Annotated in this window: 11 protein-coding genes; 4 read left to right on the forward strand and 7 right to left on the reverse strand. The window is 46.6% G+C overall.

What is annotated here, in order from left to right:
* Positions 1-50: 50 nt before the first annotated feature.
* The 4 genes from ACFFJH_RS15530 to ACFFJH_RS15545 form a co-directional block, all read right to left on the reverse strand.
* Positions 51-1,385, reverse strand: a complete 1,335-nt coding sequence (locus ACFFJH_RS15530; RefSeq protein WP_390213845.1) for a TldD/PmbA family protein — start codon at positions 1,383-1,385, stop codon at positions 51-53.
* A gap of 19 nt (positions 1,386-1,404) precedes the next feature.
* Positions 1,405-3,051: a TldD/PmbA family protein gene (locus ACFFJH_RS15535; RefSeq protein WP_390213846.1), complete on the reverse strand. Its 1,647-nt coding sequence runs from the start codon at positions 3,049-3,051 to the stop codon at positions 1,405-1,407.
* Positions 3,052-3,467: 416 nt separating this feature from the next.
* The gene (locus ACFFJH_RS15540; protein ID WP_390213847.1) at positions 3,468-7,097 is read right to left on the reverse strand and encodes an EAL domain-containing protein; all 3,630 of its coding nucleotides are present in this window, start codon (positions 7,095-7,097) and stop codon (positions 3,468-3,470) included.
* Between the two features lie 111 nt (positions 7,098-7,208).
* Positions 7,209-8,213 carry an adenosine kinase gene (locus ACFFJH_RS15545; RefSeq protein ID WP_390213848.1) on the reverse strand — a complete coding sequence of 335 codons (1,005 nt, stop codon included), beginning with the start codon at positions 8,211-8,213 and terminating at the stop codon, positions 7,209-7,211.
* A 397-nt stretch (positions 8,214-8,610) separates the two neighbouring features.
* Here ACFFJH_RS15545 and ACFFJH_RS15550 point away from each other — a divergent pair, with 397 nt between their 5' ends.
* Together ACFFJH_RS15550 and ACFFJH_RS15555 are read left to right on the forward strand one after the other, a co-directional pair.
* A complete protein-coding gene (locus ACFFJH_RS15550; protein ID WP_390213849.1) occupies positions 8,611-13,503 on the forward strand; it encodes a PAS domain-containing protein in 4,893 nt (1,630 codons plus the stop codon).
* Positions 13,503-14,465 (forward strand): diguanylate cyclase, encoded by a 963-nt coding sequence (locus ACFFJH_RS15555; protein WP_390213850.1) that lies wholly within the window; start codon positions 13,503-13,505, stop codon positions 14,463-14,465. Before ACFFJH_RS15550 ends, ACFFJH_RS15555 begins: the two co-directional genes overlap by 1 nt.
* A gap of 233 nt (positions 14,466-14,698) precedes the next feature.
* Here ACFFJH_RS15555 and ACFFJH_RS15560 read toward each other — a convergent pair whose 3' ends face one another.
* Positions 14,699-15,034, reverse strand: a complete 336-nt coding sequence (locus tag ACFFJH_RS15560) for a hypothetical protein (protein WP_390213851.1) — start codon at positions 15,032-15,034, stop codon at positions 14,699-14,701.
* A 294-nt stretch (positions 15,035-15,328) separates the two neighbouring features.
* Between ACFFJH_RS15560 and ACFFJH_RS15565 the strand changes: the two genes are divergently transcribed.
* Positions 15,329-16,912 (forward strand): B12-binding domain-containing radical SAM protein, encoded by a 1,584-nt coding sequence (locus ACFFJH_RS15565; protein ID WP_390213918.1) that lies wholly within the window; start codon positions 15,329-15,331, stop codon positions 16,910-16,912.
* 177 nt (positions 16,913-17,089) lie between these two features.
* Positions 17,090-20,209, forward strand: coding sequence for a bifunctional diguanylate cyclase/phosphodiesterase (locus ACFFJH_RS15570; protein WP_390213852.1), 3,120 nt, complete (start codon positions 17,090-17,092; stop codon positions 20,207-20,209).
* Between the two features lie 113 nt (positions 20,210-20,322).
* On the opposite strand, the gene ACFFJH_RS15575 is transcribed toward ACFFJH_RS15570, so the two are convergent.
* Both ACFFJH_RS15575 and ACFFJH_RS15580 read right to left on the reverse strand, forming a co-directional pair.
* Positions 20,323-21,606 carry a glycosyltransferase gene (locus tag ACFFJH_RS15575; RefSeq protein ID WP_390213853.1) on the reverse strand — a complete coding sequence of 428 codons (1,284 nt, stop codon included), beginning with the start codon at positions 21,604-21,606 and terminating at the stop codon, positions 20,323-20,325.
* Between the two features lie 88 nt (positions 21,607-21,694).
* Positions 21,695-22,213: a hypothetical protein gene (locus ACFFJH_RS15580; protein ID WP_390213854.1), complete on the reverse strand. Its 519-nt coding sequence runs from the start codon at positions 22,211-22,213 to the stop codon at positions 21,695-21,697.

Raw genomic sequence — 22,213 nt, forward strand, 5'->3', positions numbered from 1 at the left:
GCAACTCCAAAATAAAATTGAACAAATACTTTAACTAGATTTAACCGACACTACACCGCATCCGACAAAGAAGTGAAATTGAAATCTCTCACTTTCATCGGCGGTATCAACATTTGATATGGCACTTCATCACCAGCAATCACGACTGGTTTGCCAATCTCTTCGATGTTATTCAGCATCGTCACTGGGCTCTCATTGAAACGAAAATTTTTGATCGGATACATGATCTTACCGTTCTCAATATAGAAGGTGCCGTCGCGCGTTAAACCGGTCAACAGTACCGATTGCGGATCGACCATACGGATGTACCAAGTGCGTGTAACGAGCACACCTTTTTTGGTATTGGCAATTAATTCTGCCGTACTTTTATCGGTACCTGCCATGATCATATTGCCGTGACCAGCAAGCGGTGCTTTGTTCTGCTTTTGCGCCCAGAAACGTGAATATTCCAAGGCATTGACGCGACCGTTTTTAATCACTTCGGTACGTTGCCGTGGCAGCATGGAACCATCCCAAGGTAGAACCGCAACCTCAGGATGCCAAGGATCGGCCCAGATATTGACTTGCTCATCAAACAGCTTTTCACCTAGGCGATTACCACCACCTTTTTTAGACAAGAAACTACGGCCTTCATCGGCCTGACGCGCATCAAAACCACCCAACATATTACCGATCAAATCAGAGGTTGCTGCGGGCTCTAAGATCACCGTGTAGCGCCCCGGTTCCAACGCTTTGGCGTTGACTGAACGCAGGGCTTTTTCTATCGCCACATCAGCCGCTTCGCGTGCATCAAAACGTGCGGCATCGCCGATAGAACGTTTCACCCAACCAGAGCCACGCCCATCTTCCGTGCGCACGGTGCAAGTGAAATCCAAGCCCGTTTCTTGCTGATAACCGAATACGCCGTTGGAATTGGCGATACTGGAGAAACTGCTGTTATCAGTAAAAAATCCGGCTGCGACCAAATTCTTTTTACGACAAGCTTCTATCGTATAAGCCGCTAATTCAGCACGAAAATCAGGATCTATCGCTGCCGTTTTTGGGCTGAAAGTGGGCGAAGCTTGGTATTCTTGCTTACCAACGGCAGGCATGAATTCAGGATTTTCCGGTGCTAAACGCGCCAGATCTTCTGCTCTGCGTACCACTTTCTCTAAAGATTTTTCATCGAACTCATTGATAGTCGCGATCCCTTGTTTTTTGCCGTAAGCTACCGCCACGACTAACTGAGTATCGCTGACGGCACCCGAGGTCGATACCGCATTTCTGGCAAAACGAATATTACCGGTGTTGCTACCGCCGAGCTGCACATTGCATTCATCGGCTTTGGACAAGCTCAAAACTTTATTGCAAATCGCTTGCGCTTCTTGTTGGCTCAGTAATTTCATGATCAAGCTCCTTCAGCGATTACGCAATTTTGCGTGCGGTGTTGATCACATTAATGCCATTGAAGCGCGTGGTGCTGGAACCATGCGATACCGCGCTCGATTGCGAGGGCTGGCCTTTACCGTCGAAGAAAGAGCCGCCCATGCGCCAATCGCGTTCATCACAAGTAGCACTGCAAGCATTCCAGAATTCTTGGGTATTCGATTGATAGGCGACATCTTCTAATTGCTCGCCAATCTTACCGTTCTTGATTTCGAAGAACATCTGACCACCGAATTGGAAGTTATAACGTTGCTGATCAATAGAGAAGGAACCATCGCCGATGATGTAAATACCTTTCTTGACATCCTTGATCATTTCATCCGGCGTCAAACGTTTTTTACCGGCTTCCAAAGAAATATTGGGCATGCGCTGAAATTGCACGCTGCTCCAATTATCGGCATAAGAACAACCATGCGATTCGGTCTGCCCTAGCATATGCACTTGATCACGCGTGGCTTGATAGTTGACCAAAATACCGTCTTTGATAATATCCCAACGCTTGGTCTTCACACCTTCATCGTCATAGCCGACACCGCCTAGCGAACCTGGTGTAGTTTTCTCGGCGATGATGTTGACGTTATTTGAGCCATATTTGAATTTTTTGCTTTCCCATTTATCGATAGTCGCGAAGCTGGTTCCGGCAAAGTTCGCTTCGTAGCCAAGTACGCGATCTAGTTCTGTAGGATGGCCGACCGATTCATGAATGGTCAACCATAAATGTTCAGGACTCAAGACCAAATCATACTTACCTGGCACGACGGATTTGGCCGTTAATTTTTGTTTGGCACTGGCACCACAAGCCCGCGCATCGGCGATCAAATCATAGGAATGTTTGTATAAAGTCGCTACACCGCCCGCTGCTTTAATCTTGTCTTCTGGACGCGCATCTAAATACTCATAGCCCATACCAACTGGGGCAGAAAGTCCCTGACGCGAACGGAATTTATTGGTTTTCTGATCCACCGCGGTCGCCGTGATTGGCATCCATAAGCGATGTACATCTTGATCAATATAAGAACCATCGGTCGAGGCGAAATATTTTTGCTGGTTGACTTGGAACATGACGGATTGCATGAAATTGGCGCCGCCTTCCATGCCCGCTTTATTTGCGGCAATCAGCAAATCGACTTTTTCTTGAATCGGTACCACGCGCCAATCTTTCTTAATCGGTGTCGCCCAACTCACTTCGCCCACGCCTTTTACCGCCGCCAACTGCAAAGGTGTGGTTTGTAATTTGCTATTCGCTTTCGCAATTGCCACCGCTTGACGCGCCGCGGCAGCCACGCTGTCCGGCGACATATCATTGGTGGCGGCAAAGCCATACGCGCCATTAGCAACGACACGGATACCAACACCAGCTGACTCGGTATTGGCGACGTTTTCTACGTTCAAATCACGCGTAGAAATAAATTGGTTTAGGTAGCGACCAATACGCACATCGCAGTAACTAGCGCCAGCGCTGGTCGCCGCGTTCAAGGCGGTATCGGCTAAGCTTTTACGAAATTGGTTTGATACAGGCTTTAATAATTCTTCGACTTCAATCGCCCTAGCAAATGCAGGCATGGCAGGGATTAATAAACCACCTAACGCAGCGCCACCTAAATGAAGAAAATCACGTCTTTGCATTTTGTCTCCTGATTGATAGTTTATGGTCGTCTTACCAAGCTCGGTCGTTTTGCTATTTTTCTTCAGTCTGATTAACAAGAGTGTTCAAAAGATTGTTCAAAAAACTGCTAGCAATAACTATCACTTGGAACGAATTGATACTAATCGGTTAGGACTAATACAGGGGGAATAAGTTCCGCAGGCGTAGCGGATTTCATACGACGCTACATCAATTATGGAAAGATGGGCTGAGAAGAATTAATGAAATGACTTTCCCTAAAGCTAAGCATAGTTTGAAGATGGATCTAGCTGAGCACAGCTTAACTGATAAAGATAAGGTCAGAAGGGAGGGCGGCAGGCGGCGGACTGCCTACTGACAGCCTACTGACCGCCTAAGCAATCTGGCTAATCCGGCCGTTATCAGTGTTGTAGACGTTCTAATCGTTGGTGGCGAAATAGGCTTGACGTGCAAATGCCTCAAACTGCGCAAGCGGCAGTGGCTTACTGTAGAGATATCCTTGATACGCGCGACAACCTTGTTCCTGTAAAAAAGCTTTTTGCGCTAGGGTTTCTACGCCTTCTGCAACCACACTTAAGCCCAGACTTTCCGCCAGCACGATTACCATTTTTGAAATCGCCGCATCATTCGGATCGACCAAAATATCTCGTACAAAACTCTGATCTATTTTTAATTGATCCAGCGGCAAACGCTTCAGATACGACAAGGAAGAATAGCCGGTACCAAAATCGTCCAAAGAGAAACTAACACCACGTTTTTTCAATTGCGACATTCTCTCTATGACGTCTTCGATATTCGAAATAGAAAATCCTTCGGTCAATTCCAACTTCAAGCGACGTGGATTTGCGCCCGTAAGATCCAGTACATCCTCCACTTGATCAACAAAGTTCTTCTGGTGAAATTGGCTAGGACTCACATTCACCGCAATGGTCAAATCGGCAAACTCGGGCTGCTCCGCCCATAGCGCTAACTGGTGCGTGGCCATATTCAATACCCAGTAACCGAGAATAGCGATCAAGCCCGTATCTTCAGCAATTGGTATAAATTCAGCTGGAGAAATCATGCCGCGTATCGGGTGGTGCCAACGTATCAAAACTTCGGCAGCAAATAAGCGACCGTCGTCATTGAACTGCGCTTGATAATACAATTCAAACTGATCGTTCAACATCGCATCGCGTAAATCTTCCTCCAATTCAGCGCGTTGCGATACCATCGCTTGCATTTTCGGATCGAAGAATCGTATGGTATTGCGACCTGCTGCTTTAGCCTGATACATAGCGAGATCAGCGCGTTTCAAAGGTTCGGAAATAGTCTCCGCTTTTTCACCAAAAAGTGTAATGCCGATACTGGGCGAGCTATGATGTTCGTTAACGCCTAACCAATACGTTTGATTTAATTCAGACAGAATTTTGATAGCGACGGTCTCTGCATGATTCGCGGCATCAAAAGAATGTTCGTCAAGATTTTCTAGCATAACAACAAACTCATCACCGCCTAGACGCGCTACGGTATCGCCTTCACGCGTGCAACTATTCAGACGCTCAGCGACCTGTTGCAACAACCTATCACCCTGGTCATGCCCCAAAGTATCATTCAAGGTTTTGAAGTTATCCAAATCAATAAATAACAAAGCACCTTTACGTTGATGTCGATTACTGGAGGCAAGCGCTTGCTCTAACCTATCCATCAACAAACGACGATTCGGCAATTGCGTCAGAGGGTCATAAAATGCCAGATTTCGTATTTCATCTTCAGCCGATTTACGCAAGGTAATATCATTAAAAGTACCGACATAATGCGTAATCTGGCCGCGCTCATCCGTCACACTAGAAATATTGACCCATGCTGGGAACATATCACCATTTTTACGCTGATCTAAAACTTCACCTTGCCAAGAACCTCGTTCGCGTATGCTAGTCTGCATAATGGCATAGGTATCTTGATTATCTGCTTGCAGGGTTAAGAAATGAGGTGGTGCCCCTACCACATCGTCAGAAAGAAAACCGGTAATCTGATTAAACGACTGATTGGTGCGTAAGATATTCCAAGCTGCATCAGTTACAAACATTCCTTCTTGCGACTCAAAGGCAGTCGCGGCTATCCTTTGTGATTCTGCATGACGTTTAGACGCGGTGATGTCATGCCATGCAACATAGACAGAAGGCTCACCATCAAAATCGATCAAAGCCCCCTGTCCCATGACATCAATCACACTACCATCAATTTTGATAAACTTCATTTCAAAATTCTGATCGCGCCCACCCACTTCATTCATAGACTTGACGCGCGTCTGTATCAGATGATGGCAATCAGGATGCATGATGTCACGAATCGGTCGACCAATTAATTGCTCACTGTTATCCGCACCCAGCATACGTATCGCTGAGGCATTAACATAGATAAGGCGGGATTTGCGGTGGACATTGATCCCTTCAGGCGACCATTCAACCAAGGTACGGTGCCGCTCCTCACTAGCATGTAAGGCATCCTCAACCCGTTTGCGGGCAGAGATATCACGCACACTGGCTTGTATCACCGTTTGCCCGTCTAATTCAACCCGATTTAACAACACTTCGGCGTCAAAACAGTCGCCATTATCGAGACGGCGGTGTATCCACTCAAAACTATGCTGACCATGATCGCGCGCCAGAAATATATAATCACGAGCCAAACTGCAGGAACTGACACCATTTTTCTGAAAGGTCGGCGATAAATCAGACGGTTTGCACAATAACAAATCCTCTTTATCGCGCGCTCCAAACAAACTGATCGCGGCAGGATTGCAATCAATCATACGATCCGCATCCATCACCATCACTGCATTGGCGGTGGCATTGAAGAGGGTTAAGTGGCGCGCCTCAGACCATGCCAAGGCCTGACTACGATGGGCAACCTGAGCTTCTAATAATTCTTGCGCGTTTTGTACCGCGTCCGCCATACCGTTGAAGGCGACAGATAGCACACGTATCTCGCGCGACTCAGCGACCGTCGTAGGAACTCGCACAGCGAGTTCTCCCTGTCCCAATTGTTTAGCCACATCCGCTAACAAATCCAAAGGTCGTGTCAGGCGACGTGAGGCGAGATAAATCAAATTCAGTGCCAACAAGGTAATTAAGCCACCGGCGATTAACAGCACATTTAAGCCCTCAGGTAAACCGGATAGCACTTCGTCTTTACGCACACTATGCACCATGCTCCAAATCTGGTGCGTGCCCAGTTTTAATTGCCTATAAACGACAATAAATTCATCTCCAGTCTGATTGGTTTGCAATAAAACTTGTTCTTCGTTCCTACCAGGCGCGACGTTAAGAAGTGAATCTCTCGCTGGTGCTTGCTGAGGGAAGCGCATCAGTAAATTTGCATTCCCATCAAATAGCAGAGTACTGTCACTTGGGTGATGCAAACCCGTCGCTGCCGCGATGTCTGCACTCAACATTTGCTGCCAATTGAGCACTCCTATCAAATACAGCTTGGTGGGTAGTTTTGCTGATGCTGTACGTGACGACTGAGAGGCTATTCCTTCAATTTCTCTGACAACGATTAACTCCCGATTTCCATCGGGGCGCATCCAACTGGCAATACGGTTGGGTAGCGGTGCTTGTGTCAGTTGCCAAGCAAAATTCGCGTCAAACAAGTTTGTTTGCGTTTCACTCGGCTGGCTGCTGGCGATAATTAGAGCCTGTTCCGCCTCAAGCAATAAAAACCGAGTAAAACGTCGTGGATAGGCGCGCTCTTGGCGTTCCAACAAGGCTTGCATACTCAAGGACAAGTTCTCAAGGCCGCCCTGCAAGGCCTGCTGTAATTCCGCGCTTTCTGCAATAAGTAAGGCATCGCCGCTCGCTTCTTTCAACTCACGCGCGATAGTGTCACGCTGCAAATCGACTTTAGCGCTGAGCATTTGCATCACCCCGTCCAGCCTTTGCTGACTGGCTCCCACCAATCCTAAGGCACTCCAACCGAAGTACCACAAGACAAACAGTATCCCTAACGACGCAATCAATACTGCGGCGAAATAGCCTGTCATCCGGTTAGAAAATGATGCGAACATGAACTAGCGCTGTGCTTAATAGGTTAAGGCGATAAGGAAAAATGCACCTGCGGCGACCATACGTGGCGCACTAACTCAGGTGCAAACTCAGACAAACACTCAAGTGTCAATTCAAGCGCCGAAGAAACTCGACTTCAAAGCAGGGTGTTGCTCAGCCTTTAAACGCGGGCCAAACTGCGTCACCACTTTGGCCGCAGCTTGATTTGCAAAGGCAGCCGCGCGCGCAAATGCTTCCCCTTGCGTCAAAGCGAACAAAAAGGCTCCGGCAAACATATCGCCAGCGCCATTGGTATCAATAGGCTCAACTTTAGGCGCTGCAACTTGTAGTAGTTGTTCGCCATCAAACACATAAGCACCATCGGCGCCACAGGTAATAGCAAAACGTTTTGCATACTGCTGCAAACCTCGGCAAGCCAATTCAAAATCATCGGTTTGGACAAATCCCAAGGCTTCATCGCGATTGCAAAAAATCAAATCAACCTGATTTCCTATCATCTCTAACAGTCCATCACGGAAAAACTGCACCATCGCTGGATCAGACAAGCTTAAGGCAACTTGAGTTCCATGTTGCTGTGCATGCTCGCGCAACTTAATGGCAGCAGCGCGACCAGTAACCGACGTCACGAGATAACCTTCGATGTACACGTATTGCGACTCTGGCACGACGGAAAAATCGATTTCTTCGACCGATAAATGTTCACTAATTCCTAAATAGGTATTCATGGTACGTTCGGCATCTGGCGTGATCATCACCAGACATTTACCCGTAGTACCTGGCGGCGGTGTAATGTGAGAAGGCGTGGTGACGCCAGCCGCTTTCATATCATTTAAATAGAAATGACCATTCTCGTCCGCCGCGACTTTACATGAGTAAAAGTTCTGACATCCAAAATAGCTCGCTGCAATAATGGTGTTCGCAGCGGAGCCACCACTTGCCCGTTTTGAAGCGACCAAATGATGCTCAAGAGCGGCGATCAATTCTTTCTGACGCGGTTCATCCACTAAAGTCATCACGCCTTTCTCAACCTGCATATGCGTTAAGTCACTGTCATCCAAGGTGATTTCGGTATCAACCAAGGCGGCTCCCAAGCCGTAAATGTCATACTTTTTTTTCATTTTCATCTTTTAAAGAAGTTAGTAACTGAATGGTGAATAAGTGGTGATTTAAATAATTTTTTAATTATTCTTCGCATATGTTGCATTTTGGCGTAAAACCACGCTTCTCAAAAGAAATATTTGATTGACGGCAATGCAAAAAGACCATGATACTAGGACGTGGCTTTTTTAAATTGCAAAGAATGCTAATGAGAGTTTATTCTGCAAACGAGTTTAGAAAATAACTTAAAAAAGAGTACAGCTTGACTCGCAAAAAAGTACTGCCGAATTCAAAGCACTAGCGAGTCATCTGGTCGCTCCCTACATCGCTGTAGTCAGGTCAGTCCACAGATATGCGCATTCTCTGATAGGTAAGACTACCGTATGAGCTACACATACATCGTATTCAGCAAATTTCATGGACAGTATTGTGAAAAATTTTTGGCATGACAGACAGTGGTTACTTCCTCAATACTTACCCACCGCAATTTTCATATTAGGAATGTGCCTAACTGCAGCGGGTACGTGGTGGCTCAATAACAATCTCAAAAATAAGTTGGAAACAGAATTCCAAAATAAAGCAGACCGCATAGCAGTAGAGATTCAACAACGTTTCAACAATCCGATTTTTGGTTTGAACGGCGCAAAAAGTTTATTTGGCATCAAACAAACTTTGAGTGCCGATGAATTTGAGTCAGCCATTCGTACTAGAAATCTGCCGTTGGAGTTTCCCGGAGTACGTGGTTTTGGCTTTGTGGAAAAAGTCTCCCAAGCCGATCTTTTAGCATACATCGCGCAAAAAAAAACCGAGGTCAATCCGCAATTTAATTTGCAAGAATTTCAAGGCGCGCATAACGCCTATCGTTATATCGCCAAATATTTTGTCTCGCCATTTAACAGCCATTTTGTGCCCGGCACCGATTTTAGTTCCGACCCGCGCCGCCGCTTAGCCATAGAAGAAGCCATTAATGCTGGCTTACCCTCGATTAGCCCCTTAATTTACGCGCCCCCCAAAACAGAAAAAAAAGCCAGCATTCTGCTCTTTGTTCCTATCTTCAAAAAAGATTTACCAGTTGATACTCCCGCTAACCGCCAAGCTGCCATTTATGGCCTAGTGTACGCACCTGTCATGCTGCCGGACTTACTGGCCAAAATGCGTGATGTAGAAAATGGCAATCTGGTTTTTGACTTACAAAACACCTTACCTGACCCTGATGGCAATATCGTCAGTTTTACTGGAAGTACGGCGGAAAATGCCGCCGCCGCAGCCGCACACACCGCGATGTTCGAAAATCACCGTGACATCGAGCTGCACCGCCACGTGTTTAAATTGAACATACGCAGCACCGCGACTTTCGAAGCCGGCATGAACCGCAGTTTGCCAGTGCTGTTTTTTATCGCCGCCAGTATTATTTGCAGTCTGATCACTGCTCTATTAAGAATTGAATTAACGTGGGGCGATCAAACTCAGAAAAAACTCGATATCGCCCTGCGCGACAATGAAGCACTCCTTAGTACGCTCAATATGCATGCGATTGTGTCCGTCACCGACGCGAGCGGATGCATTATCGATGTAAATGATGCGTTCTGTCGGATATCAGGCTATCAACGTCACGAACTGCTAGGGCAAACTCACAGGTTAATCCGTTCACATGAGCAACCGAGTCAATTCTGGGCAGATATGTGGCAAAGTATTTCACATGGAACACCGTGGCGCGGAGATGTCTGTAATCAAGCCAAAGATGGTTCACTGTTCTGGGTAAATACTTTTATTGCACCGTTTATAAATGATCAGGGTGTGATCGACCGCTACATCGCAATCCGCACCGATATCACCGAAGAAAAAAAGGCCGCGCAACAATTGCAAGCCGCTTTACGAGATAGCGATGCGCTGCTCAGCACCTTGAATATGCACGCCATCGTGTCCATTGCTGATCGGGTTGGTCGCATCATCGAAGTCAATCAAGCCTATTGCCGCATCAGTGGATACACCAAAGAGGAAATTCTAGAAGGCAATCACCGCATCGTCGCCACTGGCATACAATCGCCTGATTTCTTATCAACCATGTGGCGCACCATTTCTTCCGGTACGCCATGGCGTGGTGAAGTCTGTAACCGGGCGAAAAATGGCAGCTTATACTGGGTCGATACTTTCATCGCACCTTTTAAAAATGCTCAGGGCGAAATAGAAAAATACATCTCGATTCGCACCGATATTACCGCCAGCAAAAAAGCTGCCAGCCGCCTGGCCAGTCAACGTAGCGCCTTGGCACATATCATTGAAGGTACCAACGTTGGCACTTGGGAATGGAATGTAGAAACGGGCGAAATGCGTTTAAATGAGCGTTGGGCCGATCAAATAGGTTATGAACTTAATGAACTAGCACCGCTCACCATTAACACGTGGAATGACCTGACTCATCCTGACGATTTGATTAAAGCCAAGGCTTTAATGACACGCCACTTTGAACATGATCTGTCTTACTACGAATGCGAAACTCGACTCCAGCATAAAAACGGCCACTGGATCTGGGTCTTGACTCGCGGCCGCATTTCCTCCTTCACTTCGTTTGGCAAGCCAGAATGGGTCTCTGGCACCCAAATGGATATCACCGAGAGAAAGAATGCGGAAGCCGAATTGCAACGCAGTACCAAGCTGCTGTTGACAGTGCGCGACCAGTTGACCAAGGCGGCCGAAGTAGCCGAATTAGGAATCTGGAGTTGGGATGTGCAAAGCAATGAAATCGTTTTTAATGACAGGATGTACGAAATTTATGAAGTACCTCAAGAGCACAGACATGAAAAGTTAAGTTTTGATTTTTGGCGTAGCAAAGTACATCCAGACGATATAGATGATACCGAACAAAAGCTATATGCCGCAGTTAAGGACAACGCCGCTTACGCTCCGATTTTCCGCATTATCAGTAAAACGCACGGGATACGTTACATACAAGCGGCAGGCGGTGTAGAGCGTGACGCAAATGGCAATGGTATTTTAGTCACAGGGATCAATCGCGACATCACATTACAATACCAAGCCGAAGAGGCTTTACGTCAGGCTAAACAAGCCGCAGATGACGCCAATCAGGCGAAATCGGCTTTCTTGGCGAATATGAGTCATGAAATCCGCACGCCTATGAATGCGATCTTAGGCATGCTCAGTTTACTCAGAAAAACACCGCTCTCACCACAACAAAACGACTATGCATCGAAAACCGAGGGTGCAGCACGTTCTCTACTCAACTTACTCAACGATATTTTAGATATTTCCAAAGTGGAAGCAGGTAAGATGAGTTTGGATCCACATCCTTTCCAACTCGATCAATTGTTGAGCGAACTCTCTGATTTACTTGCAATTACGGTTAGTAATAAGCCCGTAGATATCCTATTCGACATAGACAAAAACATTCCTAAATATCTGATCGGTGACGCACTGCGCCTGCGCCAAATTTTGACCAATCTAGGTAGCAATGCGGTGAAATTCACCGAACAGGGGCAAGTCATTATTGCCATCGCTGTCACGCAGCAAGATGCACACAGCGTCAATTTACGCATCTCGGTCAAAGATACTGGAATCGGCATCGCACCAGAAAATCACGAAAAAATTTTCACCGGCTTTACTCAAGCAGAAACCTCAACCACTCGTCGTTTCGGCGGTTCAGGTCTGGGCATCGCAATCAGTCAGGGACTAGTCGCAATGATGGGCGGTAAGCTTGCATTAGAGAGTGAATTAGGTAAAGGTGCATGCTTTTATTTTGACATTCAATTACCTGTTGCGTCTGCACTAGCATTACACACTGAACAACTAATGGAGAAACAACTCTCTACCCGACTATTAATCGTCGAGGCCAATATTTTTGTACGGGAAAATATCAAAGCTGCCTGCCAGGAGCTCGATTTCGAGGCTGAATTTGTTGACAGTAGTATGGCAGCATTACTCACCATGCAAACCAGTAAAGTTTTGCATCAAGCAATCTTGATCGACTGGGACATTGTTGAAGTCGATGGTTGGGGATACATATGGACTATGCGTGGCTTGGCCGATCAAACTGGCCAGTCATTATTTTTATTGATGCGTGAAAATGAACGCGATTTACTACAAAAAGTCGCACCTAAAGAACAATTGTTATTTAACGCCGTGCTCAGCAAGCCGCTCACCAAAAATAAATTGCTGGCGAATATCAATCAAGGCATGGAGATTGCGAGCAAACATCCTAACGCAATTCAAAAACAGACTGATACTTCGATCATCAATCAATTACATAATATTAGAATTTTATTGGTGGAAGATAACATCAATAACCAACAAGTCGCTTATGAATTACTTAGAGCCGAAGGCGCGCGAGTACAAATCGCCCAGCATGGCTTAGAAGCGGTGGAGTTAATTGCTAACGAACGCTATCCATTTGATATTGTGTTGATGGACTTACAAATGCCAGTGATGGATGGCTATACCGCCACGCAAAGAATACGTCATGAATTAGGGCGCAAACAATTGCCAATTATCGCCATGTCTGCCAACGTCATGGCCACCGATAAGGAAGCCTGTCTAGCAGCTGGTCTGAATGATCACATAGGAAAACCTTTTGATGTGCACAATCTGATAAAAGTTATCTTACGCTATACCAAACAATCTACCGCATTTCTCGAACCTACAGCCAATCAGCCAACTACGCCAAACAGCAACATCGTTAATATTGCCCGTTCACTAGACGTCGATATAGTGCCTGCACTTAATCGCTTGGGTGGAAAACAGGATTTATATTTGCGGATGCTAAGCATGTTTATTAAGGATCTAGCGGCAGCCCCCCAACAATTACGTGACGCGGCGGCACTCGATAGTAGCTCGGTATTACGTCAATTGCATACGATTAAGGGCTTAACGGCGACCTTAGGCGCGAATACTTATGCCGCGGCTTTGGCGGCACTGGAACAGCCTTTACACACCCAAATTCCAGCTCCTGAGTTAATGCAAATCGTCACCCAGGCCTGCCAAATCATTGCGGCTCTGACGCAAAGTTTAAGCAATTTATTACCGCATCTGGAATCGAATCAGCCACTTCCGCCGTTGACGGACGCAGAAGGACAAAGCGCTTTTGATCCAGATTTATTCCGCCGTAGTTTGCTTAATTTAGCCGAACAACTTGAAAATGCGGATATGGCCGCAACCGAAAGCATCATACAATTACAAAATCGATTTGACGCCCAGATGCATGATAAGCTGCTGCCTCTGGCGAACGCGATCAACGCTTTAGACTTCACACTGGCGCAACAACTATGCGCTACTTTATTAGAAGAAGCGATACCCTAATGGCTAGCAATATCATTCAAGCTGCGACCTCACACGATGCGCTGTTTCCCGTGCAAACCCGACCACGCCTATTAGTCGTCGATGACCAACCCGCCAACATTCAAGTGCTGTACCAAATCCTGTCCAGTGATTATCAGGTTTTTATGGCGACCAGCGGTGCGCAAGCATTGGCGCTATGTGCCGCGCGCCAACCAGATCTGGTGCTACTCGATTTGATCATGCCTGATATGGATGGATATCAGGTTTGCCAGCGCCTAAAAGAAGATGCCGTCACCCGCGATATTCCCGTCATTTTTATTACCGCTCAAACCGATGAGTCTGCCGAAGAAATGGGCTTTGATCTGGGTGCGGTTGATTTTATTTCGAAACCCATTAATCCTCGCATCGTCAAAGCTAGGGTCAAGACCCACCTAATGCTAAAAGCGCAGTCAGATTTACTGCGTAGCTGGGCTTATCTTGATGGATTAACGGGTGTCCATAATCGGCGCTTTTTTGACGAGCGAGTCAATGCCGAAATGGGTAGAGCGATTCGCAATCAAACACCACTCAGCTTGGTGATGCTGGATGTAGATTTTTTTAAACGCTTCAATGATCATTACGGCCATCAGGCAGGAGACGATTGCTTGCGCCGTGTCGCTGCTACCTTAAAGAATAGTTTGATGCGCGGTGGCGACCATGTGGCTCGCTATGGCGGCGAAGAATTCGTCTGCCTATTGCCCGATACCGATTTTGCTGGTGCCATGCGTTTAGCTGAAGCCATCCGGCAAGAAATTAGTGGCTTACAAATTGAACATGCACAATCTTCCGTTGCGCCTTATGTCACCGTCAGCCTTGGTATCGGTTGCAAACCCGCCCACTTACACGCCAGTGCGATGAGCTTGATCAGTTTGGCCGATACCCAACTCTACAAGGCCAAAGAGCATGGCCGTCATCGTTATTATGGCGCGGAATTAGAGGCCTAATTTTGGGGGTTGATGCACGTATTTTAGCCAGCTAGCCCAGCTAGATTACTTTCATTTTCCGAATACAAATCAAAAACTTCTCTGGTATTCATGCCACCGAAAAGACTTTGATTTATAAGCGAAACGAAGGTGAAGTCATGCGAACTTTATTACTAAATCCAGTGATGTAAAAAAATAAGCGACTTCACCTATTTACCTAATTTGCTCAGAGTCGTCTGCATCGTATTTGCCTATTAACCTTTGATTGAATTACGAGCGGATGCTGATTTAGCGCTGGTATTTTGTTCCGCACGTTCTTGAGCATCCATCGCGTTTTTTTGCTCGGTCGTCAAACGTTTAGCGCTGATGACGACGGTTTGCATCGCGCTGTTTTGCAAGTCGAAAGATAATTTTTCTTCTGCACTCATGCGTTTAGCGCTCACAACCACTTTTTGCATTTTTTGAGTCGCAACTTTTGTGTTGAGGTTTTTTTGTTGATCGCTATTGCTTTGAAAAGCAGTTGCAGCGCCGACTACCGCAGCTAAAGAAGCGATGACTAACAGAGATTTAGTAGAGAGAGAGGTTTTCATTTTGTTCTTCCTATTGAGTTGAGTTAAATTAAATTCCGTTAAAGTGAGTTCAGTATCTTTTGGAACTCTTCGACCTTCGTCGATGGTTGAACTATAGAGATTTGCGTTTATGTTCGCGAGCGACTTGCGACGAAATGCAAAAACGCAGGTATCAAGCTACAAAATCGGATTGTGAAAGTTGATTGCCGCTTCATTATCGCCCTATTGATAATCCTCGCTTTTAGGCTAGCGCACTTTGGCATGACTGCAGTCCAGCGTACAATAGAGCCTTTCCCGCCTGCACTACTTGCTGCCATGACCATCCTGCTGTCCACCCTGAATGCCCGCTATGCCCACGCTTCCCTAGGTTTGCGTTACCTTTACGCCAATATGGGCGCTTTGCAGGAGCAAACGCATATACAGGAATTCGTCATTGGCGCTAAGACCACTGACTTATTAGAGCGCTTATTGTCTTGGCAACGCGCCGATGAAAAACTCATCATCGGTTTTGGTGTGTATATCTGGAATGTGGAAGAAACTACGCGTTTAGTGGCGCTGATCAAGCGCGTCGCGCCCGAAATCATCATCGTCTTAGGTGGCCCCGAAGTTTCGTACGAAACCCAAGAACAAGCGATCGTGGGCATGGCCGATTATGTAATCACAGGTTGGGGCGATGTCAGCTTCCCCGCTTTATGCCAACAAATATTGCACGGTCCAAAACCACTCATGAAAATTCATGCGGGTGTACAAGCGTCACTGGACGAACTGCGGCTGCCATATGAATACTATAGCGACCAAGATATTAAACACCGAACTTTATACGTAGAGGCTTCACGCGGCTGCCCGTTCAAATGTGAATTTTGCTTATCCGCTTTAGACAAAACCGCTTGGCCTTTCGACATTGATCGCTTTTTGGAAGAAATGGAAGACCTGCATGCGCGCGGCGCACGGCTGTTCAAATTCGTTGATCGCACGTTTAATTTGAACATCAAAACCAGTTTGAAGATTATGCAATTCTTCCTCGATAAGCTGGCGGCTAATCCAGATGATCCAGTGTTCGCCCATTTTGAAGTAGTGCCCGATCATTTACCCGATGCGCTGAAAGAAGGCATACAAAAATTCCCAGCAGGCACGCTACAGTTTGAAATCGGCATACAGAGTTTTAATCCAGAAGTACAAACCCGCATCAGCCGTAAGCAAAACAATAGCAAAGCCGCTGAAAACATCGTCTGGCTGATGCAGCATTCTCAAGCGCATTTGCACGTTGATCTGATCGCCGGCTTACCCGGCGAGACCGTAGAGAGCTTTGCACAAGGATTTAATCAGTTACACGCTCTGGGGCCGCATGAAATTCAATTTGGCATTTTGAAACGCCTGCGTGGTACCCCTATCATCCGTCACACTGAGGATTTTGGAATGCGTTTTGATCCGTATCCGCCTTACACGATTCTAGCGAATAAGGATGTGCCGTTTGCCGCGATGCAGCGACTGATACGCTTTGCTCGTTATTGGGATCTCATCGCGAACTCTGGTCGCTTCACCCATACATTACCGATAATCTTGGGCACTCAGGCATTTGAGAATTTCATGGATTTATCAAATTGGATTTATGCACAAACTGACGCCACTCATAAAATCGCCTTAGATCGGCTCGCCAATCTGGTCACAAAATGGCTGTGCAACGAGCGCGGGATGGATTTGCAGACCGTGCAGACCATGATAGGCAAAGATTATGCGGGCGATGCGAGACACAAACAAAGTCCCGAAGTCTTAGCGCAAATGCATGTCAAGCCAGACAGCAAATCAAATAAGCCAAGCAGTGAAGGCAATACAGGTGATATAGGCAATGCAGCAACGGGCAATCTACCTAAGCGTCAAGCACGCCATTTGGTAAATTAAAAGGTATTGGTGGCCGATTACCACCAAGAAAATCACAGCCCGCGACTGAAAGCGACAAATTCCCCGCAAATTTGCTACAAGGAATGTATTTCAAGACTGTTTCGCGCATAATGTCTGCATTTCTATGTGCGAGACTCCTGCACAACCGTCGCGAGCGGCCGAAGTTTGGATCGAGAAGTGGGCCTGTGCTATAGCACAGAGAGCATCGCAGATTCAAAATTCGGTCGCGCAGTAGGTTGTGCAGAGGTCTCTGTGCAGCATTTCTATGTGCTGAATGATCAATGGATATGGCAGGGTATGGCAGAGTCTCGCAGCTTTCTTTTTTATAGCAGCCCCAGTCGCAAACGCCTGATCATGCGTCTGCTACTGACGTTTATTGGCTATTTCGCTGCGGGGAAATTAGGCCTGAGCTTCCCCTTTATCGCGCCAAATGTCACCCTCATTTGGCTACCCACTGGGATCGCCCTCGCCGCACTGCTTAGAGCAGGCTTAGGTATGGCGCCCGCGATTTTTCTCGCCTCGGCATTAGTCAACTTCTCGACCGGCACACCTGCTTTAACTTCCCTACTGATAAGTATAGGCAATACCTTGGCGCCTTTATGCGTTGCCATCTATCTGCGTAAGAAAAACTTTTCTATGAGTTTTGTGCAGCGCGAAGATGTGATCCGCTTTTGTTTAGCCAGTGCTGTGGGTATGTGTATTTCTGCAACTTGCGGTAGCTTAAGTCTATGGCAAGCAGGTATTATTCCAACTCCACAATTTGCTTGGATCAGTTGGTGGGCAGGTGACACAGTTGGGCTTTTATTGGCCACACCATTTTTACTAGCATTAACGCTACAAGGTAAAAAACTGAAGCAAACCATACAAGAAAATATCGCCTTCGTCTCGGTATTTGTCGCAACCCATTGGTTAATATTTTTTTCAAGACATAGCCTATTGCATCTGACTTTCGTCGCAATGGCGATTATGATCTGGGCTGCTTTACGTTTAGGGCAGTTATTTACTTCGATGACAGTGCTGGCATCGTCTGCCATCGCGGCCATCGCTACCCATCAAGGCATAGGACCATTCAAATCGCTAGAAGCTTCTGAAAGCTCTATCGTACTTTGGCTTTACATGGCTACCTTGTCGATTACTGCCTTACTTATTACTGCGTTGCAAGCGGAACGCATAGCCGCTACCAATGAACTGCGGGACTCCTTTGAACGTATTAGCAAAGTGGCCTCCCGTTTGCCTGGTTTAATCATGCAATACCGCATAAAACCAGATCGCAATACCAACGTCTTATATGTCAGTGATGCTATTGAATCTATGTTCGAAATGAAGGCGAAAGATATACGACATAACGCGTCACCTATGGTCAAACGTATCGATACTGCCGATAAAAAACGATTTTTAACACAACATGAATACGCGACTGAGCATTTAATTCCCTACCAAATGGAATTTCGGTATCACCGATTGGATGGCAGCGTACGTTGGTTATTCCTCGATGCATTACCTGAATTGGAGCCAGAAGGCAGCACACTGTGGCACTGCTTTGTCAGTGATATTACTGACAGAAAAAATGCAGAACAGGATTTACGAGTGGCGGCAATTACCTTCGAATCGCAAGAAGGAATTTTTGTGGCCGACAATCAATGGCGTATCTTACGTATCAATCAAGCCTACTCGCGCATCACAGGATTTTCATCAGAAGAACTGATTGGCCAAGCCCTGCCGCGACATATAAGTCAGCAGCAAGACGCTGATTTTTTCGACACCATTTACAAAGCATTGGATCAGCATCGGTATTGGCAAGGTGAACTATGGGCCGAAAGAAAAAATCAAGAAGTCTATCCACAACTCATCACGCTCACCGCGATTGTGAACGAAAACGCTCACATTACACACTACATAGGCTCTTTCACGGATATCAGTCGTCACAAGGGCTATGAAGATGAGATTTTGAATCTGGCGTTTTACGATCCGCTCACTCACTTGCCAAACCGTCGCTTATTAATGGATCGCCTACAGCATTTGATCGCCATGAATCAACGCGATGATGCACATAGCGCGATTCTATTTATCGATCTAGATAATTTCAAAACCCTCAACGACACACGCGGGCATGATGCGGGCGATTTACTGTTAGTTGAGGCGGCGCAGCGCTTACAAACTTGTGTACGTGAAAGTGACACCGTGGCGCGCTTAGGCGGTGATGAATTTGTGGTGATCTTGCAAGCGCTCAGTCCCATCCGCGATGAGGCAGCTCGTCAAGCTGATCGCATTGCCGAGAAAATTCGCTTACTGCTGAACGAGCCTTATCAAATTACTGATTTCGTTCATCATGGCGCGGGCAGTATCGGTGTTTGCTTGTTCCAAGGCGGCGATACCACCGTCAAGGATTTATTCAAACGCGCCGACACCGCCATGTACGAAGCAAAAACTTCAGGGCGCAATGCGGTACGTTTTTTTGATCCTGCGATGCAAGCCGTATTAGTGGTAAAAATGATGCTGGAATCGAATCTGCGAGTAGCTTTAGCGCTAGAGCAATTCCAACTGTATTACCAAATTCAAGTAGATGCCGAAGGCCATGTCGTAGGGGCTGAAGCGCTATTACGCTGGATACATCCAGATCGTGGATTTATTTCACCACTAGAATTTATCCCTCTTGCCGAACAGACGGGATTAATCATTCCAATTGGTACTTGGGTTTTAGAAACAGCCTGCAATCAGTTAAAAAAATGGGCGCGCAATCCCAAGACCGCGCACCTAAGTCTGGCGGTCAACGTCAGCGCCAAACAATTTCAACAATCAAATTTTGTCGAGGTGGTGACTGAGATTGTACGCTTACACAATATCGATCCGACTCGCCTCAAAATTGAATTGACCGAGAGTACCATTCTCGACAATGTCGATGCGACCACGGAAAAAATGCAGCAATTGAAAAAGCTAGGCATTGCTTTTTCTATGGATGATTTTGGTACCGGTTACTCTTCACTAGCCTATTTGCAAAAACTACCGCTGAATCAATTAAAAATTGACCAGTCATTCGTACGTGATTTGAGCGATGATGAAAGCGATGCGACAATCGTACGTGCCATCATTTCTCTGGGCTTAAACTTAGGCTTAGACGTGATTGCGGAGGGCGTAGAAACGGTCGCGCAACGGCGCTTCCTAATTGAACACAATTGCCTGACTTTCCAAGGCTATTTATATTCCAAACCAATTCCGATTGAAGGCTTGAATGCCTTACTCGATGGTGACGCCAGCGAGCATCATTTCTTGCTGACACCACCTGATGCGGATGAATAAATAGGGTCGGTGGTCAGAATAGTTATGGTGCGCACGGCGCACCCTACTGTAGGCTTGCAATTATTTCGCAGATATTAAGCTCAAACTAAGCTCAAATTACGCTCAAAATTTCTTCAGTTTTTTTGATTTTTCAGCGTAATCCACTGCGACATATATTGCGTGCTCTTATGCAAATGATGTCGCAACATCATCCCAGTAAAATTCTGCTGTCGTCGCTGCGCTTGCTGCTCACGTGCCAGCAACAAGGCTTGTAAAAAGGATTGCGTATTCAATTCACGATCAAAATATTTTTGCAAAATCGCCTGGCCCTGTTGCTGGGATAATTGCCATAAATTTTGATCTTGATACAAGCGCACCGCCGCATCAGCAAAAGTCTCACGATCGTCCGCCACCAAGCCACCCCAAGCTAAATCACCTTGCATTCCTTCGACACCGATTTGTGTTGTGACACTGGGCGTACCAGTTGCCATCGCATCAGCCAGCTTGCCTTTGATACCCGCACCAAATCGTAATGGTGCCAAACAGACCTTGGCCTGTGCCATCACCTCTTGTGCATTGTCAGCCCAGCCTTTCATGTAAAAACCTTGCTGCGGCTGATGTAGCGCCATTGCTTTGGGTGGCGGATAGGCACCATACACATGCAACTCAGCTTGCGGCAATTGCTGCCGTATGCGCGGCCAGATCGCGTGTTTTAGCCAGAGTACGGCGTCCCAATTCGGCGCATGGCGAAAATTGCCGATACTGAGAAAATGCTGGCGCTGTTCATAGCTCGTTAGCTGTCGCTGAACTGGCACTAACATCAAATTGGTGTCGCACAGCAAATACGCTGGCACCGAAAAATACTGGCGTAATAAATCTACTTCAAACGACGAAATCATCAAACTCAAATCACAACGATAAATCGCCGCAATCTCGCGCTGTGCCAAATCACTCGCCGTCATACATTTGTACAAGGCGACCGCATCCGCAGTCACCGCTCCCACTTGGTGCCGCTCCGCTTCTTTAGCATGCACTGGCATCGATAGTTTTAACAGCTGCTGGCGCGCCTCACGCAGACTATGTAAATCACAGGTATCGAGCACGCGCAATGCCTGTGAACAGTATTGCGCGACGCGCCAACCAAATTGCTCTTCAGTGAAGAAGCGATCAAACACCACCAAATCTGGCTGATAGTTTTGCAGCAGGTGATCAAAGCTATCGCAATTTATGGCAATGACTTTTTCTTCAATATCCAAGGCAGCGAGGTCGGCTCTATGCTCTGACAAACTGGCGGCACTGGCATACATCACTTGCCAATTTTGTTGACGAAACAGGCGCAAAAATTCCATCGTCCGGCTGCCAGCAGCGGACGAATTTGGCTCTGGCCAGACATAGCCTAGATACAAGACTTTTTGCATAAATCGGGGGGATATTTTTTGATCGATAAAAAGGAGACGCAAACGACTCAACGGTCTCCTTTTTTGTTGGGAGATTTTATTGTAATATTTATTCAGGCCAGATAGATAAAACCAGTTGTTCCACGTCATTCGGGTCAGCGACTTTCTTCTTTGCGTCCTTCCACGCTTCTGGTTCTGGCACTGCTTTCTCGGTATGCTTAGGCGTTTCTATCGCCATCTTAATGGCGAATACCACGATCCCATTATCAACCGCAAACGGTTGCAGTTTTTTAATGGCTTCGACAATTTCGTAATCGTAATATTCATGCAGTGCTGGCTCCATGTCCAACCAAACCGCTGTTTCCTGATCAGAGCGAACCGCTACCACAATATAGCCATTACTCGGTTTTACCTGTGCTTTTTTTAAGACTTTAGCGACGGTGGTTTGCAAGCTACGGGTGTACACCGACATTTCTTCAAAATTCACTTTCTTAGCTTTTAATACGTCTTCCTCTTGAAAGAAATAAACACTATCAAAACGCGGCACTATCGTCTGATCGCAAGCGAGCAGGCTTAACAACAAAGCAGTCAAGACTGCGAACATGGGTAAGCGAGACAGACGATTCAT

The sequence above is a fragment of the Affinundibacterium danionis genome (assembly GCF_042432465.1).
GTDB classification, from domain to species: Bacteria; Pseudomonadota; Gammaproteobacteria; order Burkholderiales; family Burkholderiaceae_D; genus Undibacterium; species Undibacterium danionis.

What these genes read in the sequence shown, in the direction of transcription:
- ACFFJH_RS15540 (WP_390213847.1), bottom strand. Translation starts at nt 7,097, where the DNA reads ATGTTCGCATCATTTTCTAACCGGATGACAGGCTATTTCGCCGCAGTA.
- ACFFJH_RS15580 (WP_390213854.1), bottom strand. Translation starts at nt 22,213, where the DNA reads ATGAATCGTCTGTCTCGCTTACCCATGTTCGCAGTCTTGACTGCTTTG.
- ACFFJH_RS15545 (WP_390213848.1), bottom strand. Translation starts at nt 8,213, where the DNA reads ATGAAAAAAAAGTATGACATTTACGGCTTGGGAGCCGCCTTGGTTGAT.
- ACFFJH_RS15550 (WP_390213849.1), top strand. Translation starts at nt 8,611, where the DNA reads ATGGACAGTATTGTGAAAAATTTTTGGCATGACAGACAGTGGTTACTT.
- ACFFJH_RS15535 (WP_390213846.1), bottom strand. Translation starts at nt 3,051, where the DNA reads ATGCAAAGACGTGATTTTCTTCATTTAGGTGGCGCTGCGTTAGGTGGT.
- ACFFJH_RS15555 (WP_390213850.1), top strand. Translation starts at nt 13,503, where the DNA reads ATGGCTAGCAATATCATTCAAGCTGCGACCTCACACGATGCGCTGTTT.
- ACFFJH_RS15575 (WP_390213853.1), bottom strand. Translation starts at nt 21,606, where the DNA reads ATGCAAAAAGTCTTGTATCTAGGCTATGTCTGGCCAGAGCCAAATTCG.
- ACFFJH_RS15560 (WP_390213851.1), bottom strand. Translation starts at nt 15,034, where the DNA reads ATGAAAACCTCTCTCTCTACTAAATCTCTGTTAGTCATCGCTTCTTTA.
- ACFFJH_RS15565 (WP_390213918.1), top strand. Translation starts at nt 15,329, where the DNA reads ATGACCATCCTGCTGTCCACCCTGAATGCCCGCTATGCCCACGCTTCC.
- ACFFJH_RS15530 (WP_390213845.1), bottom strand. Translation starts at nt 1,385, where the DNA reads ATGAAATTACTGAGCCAACAAGAAGCGCAAGCGATTTGCAATAAAGTT.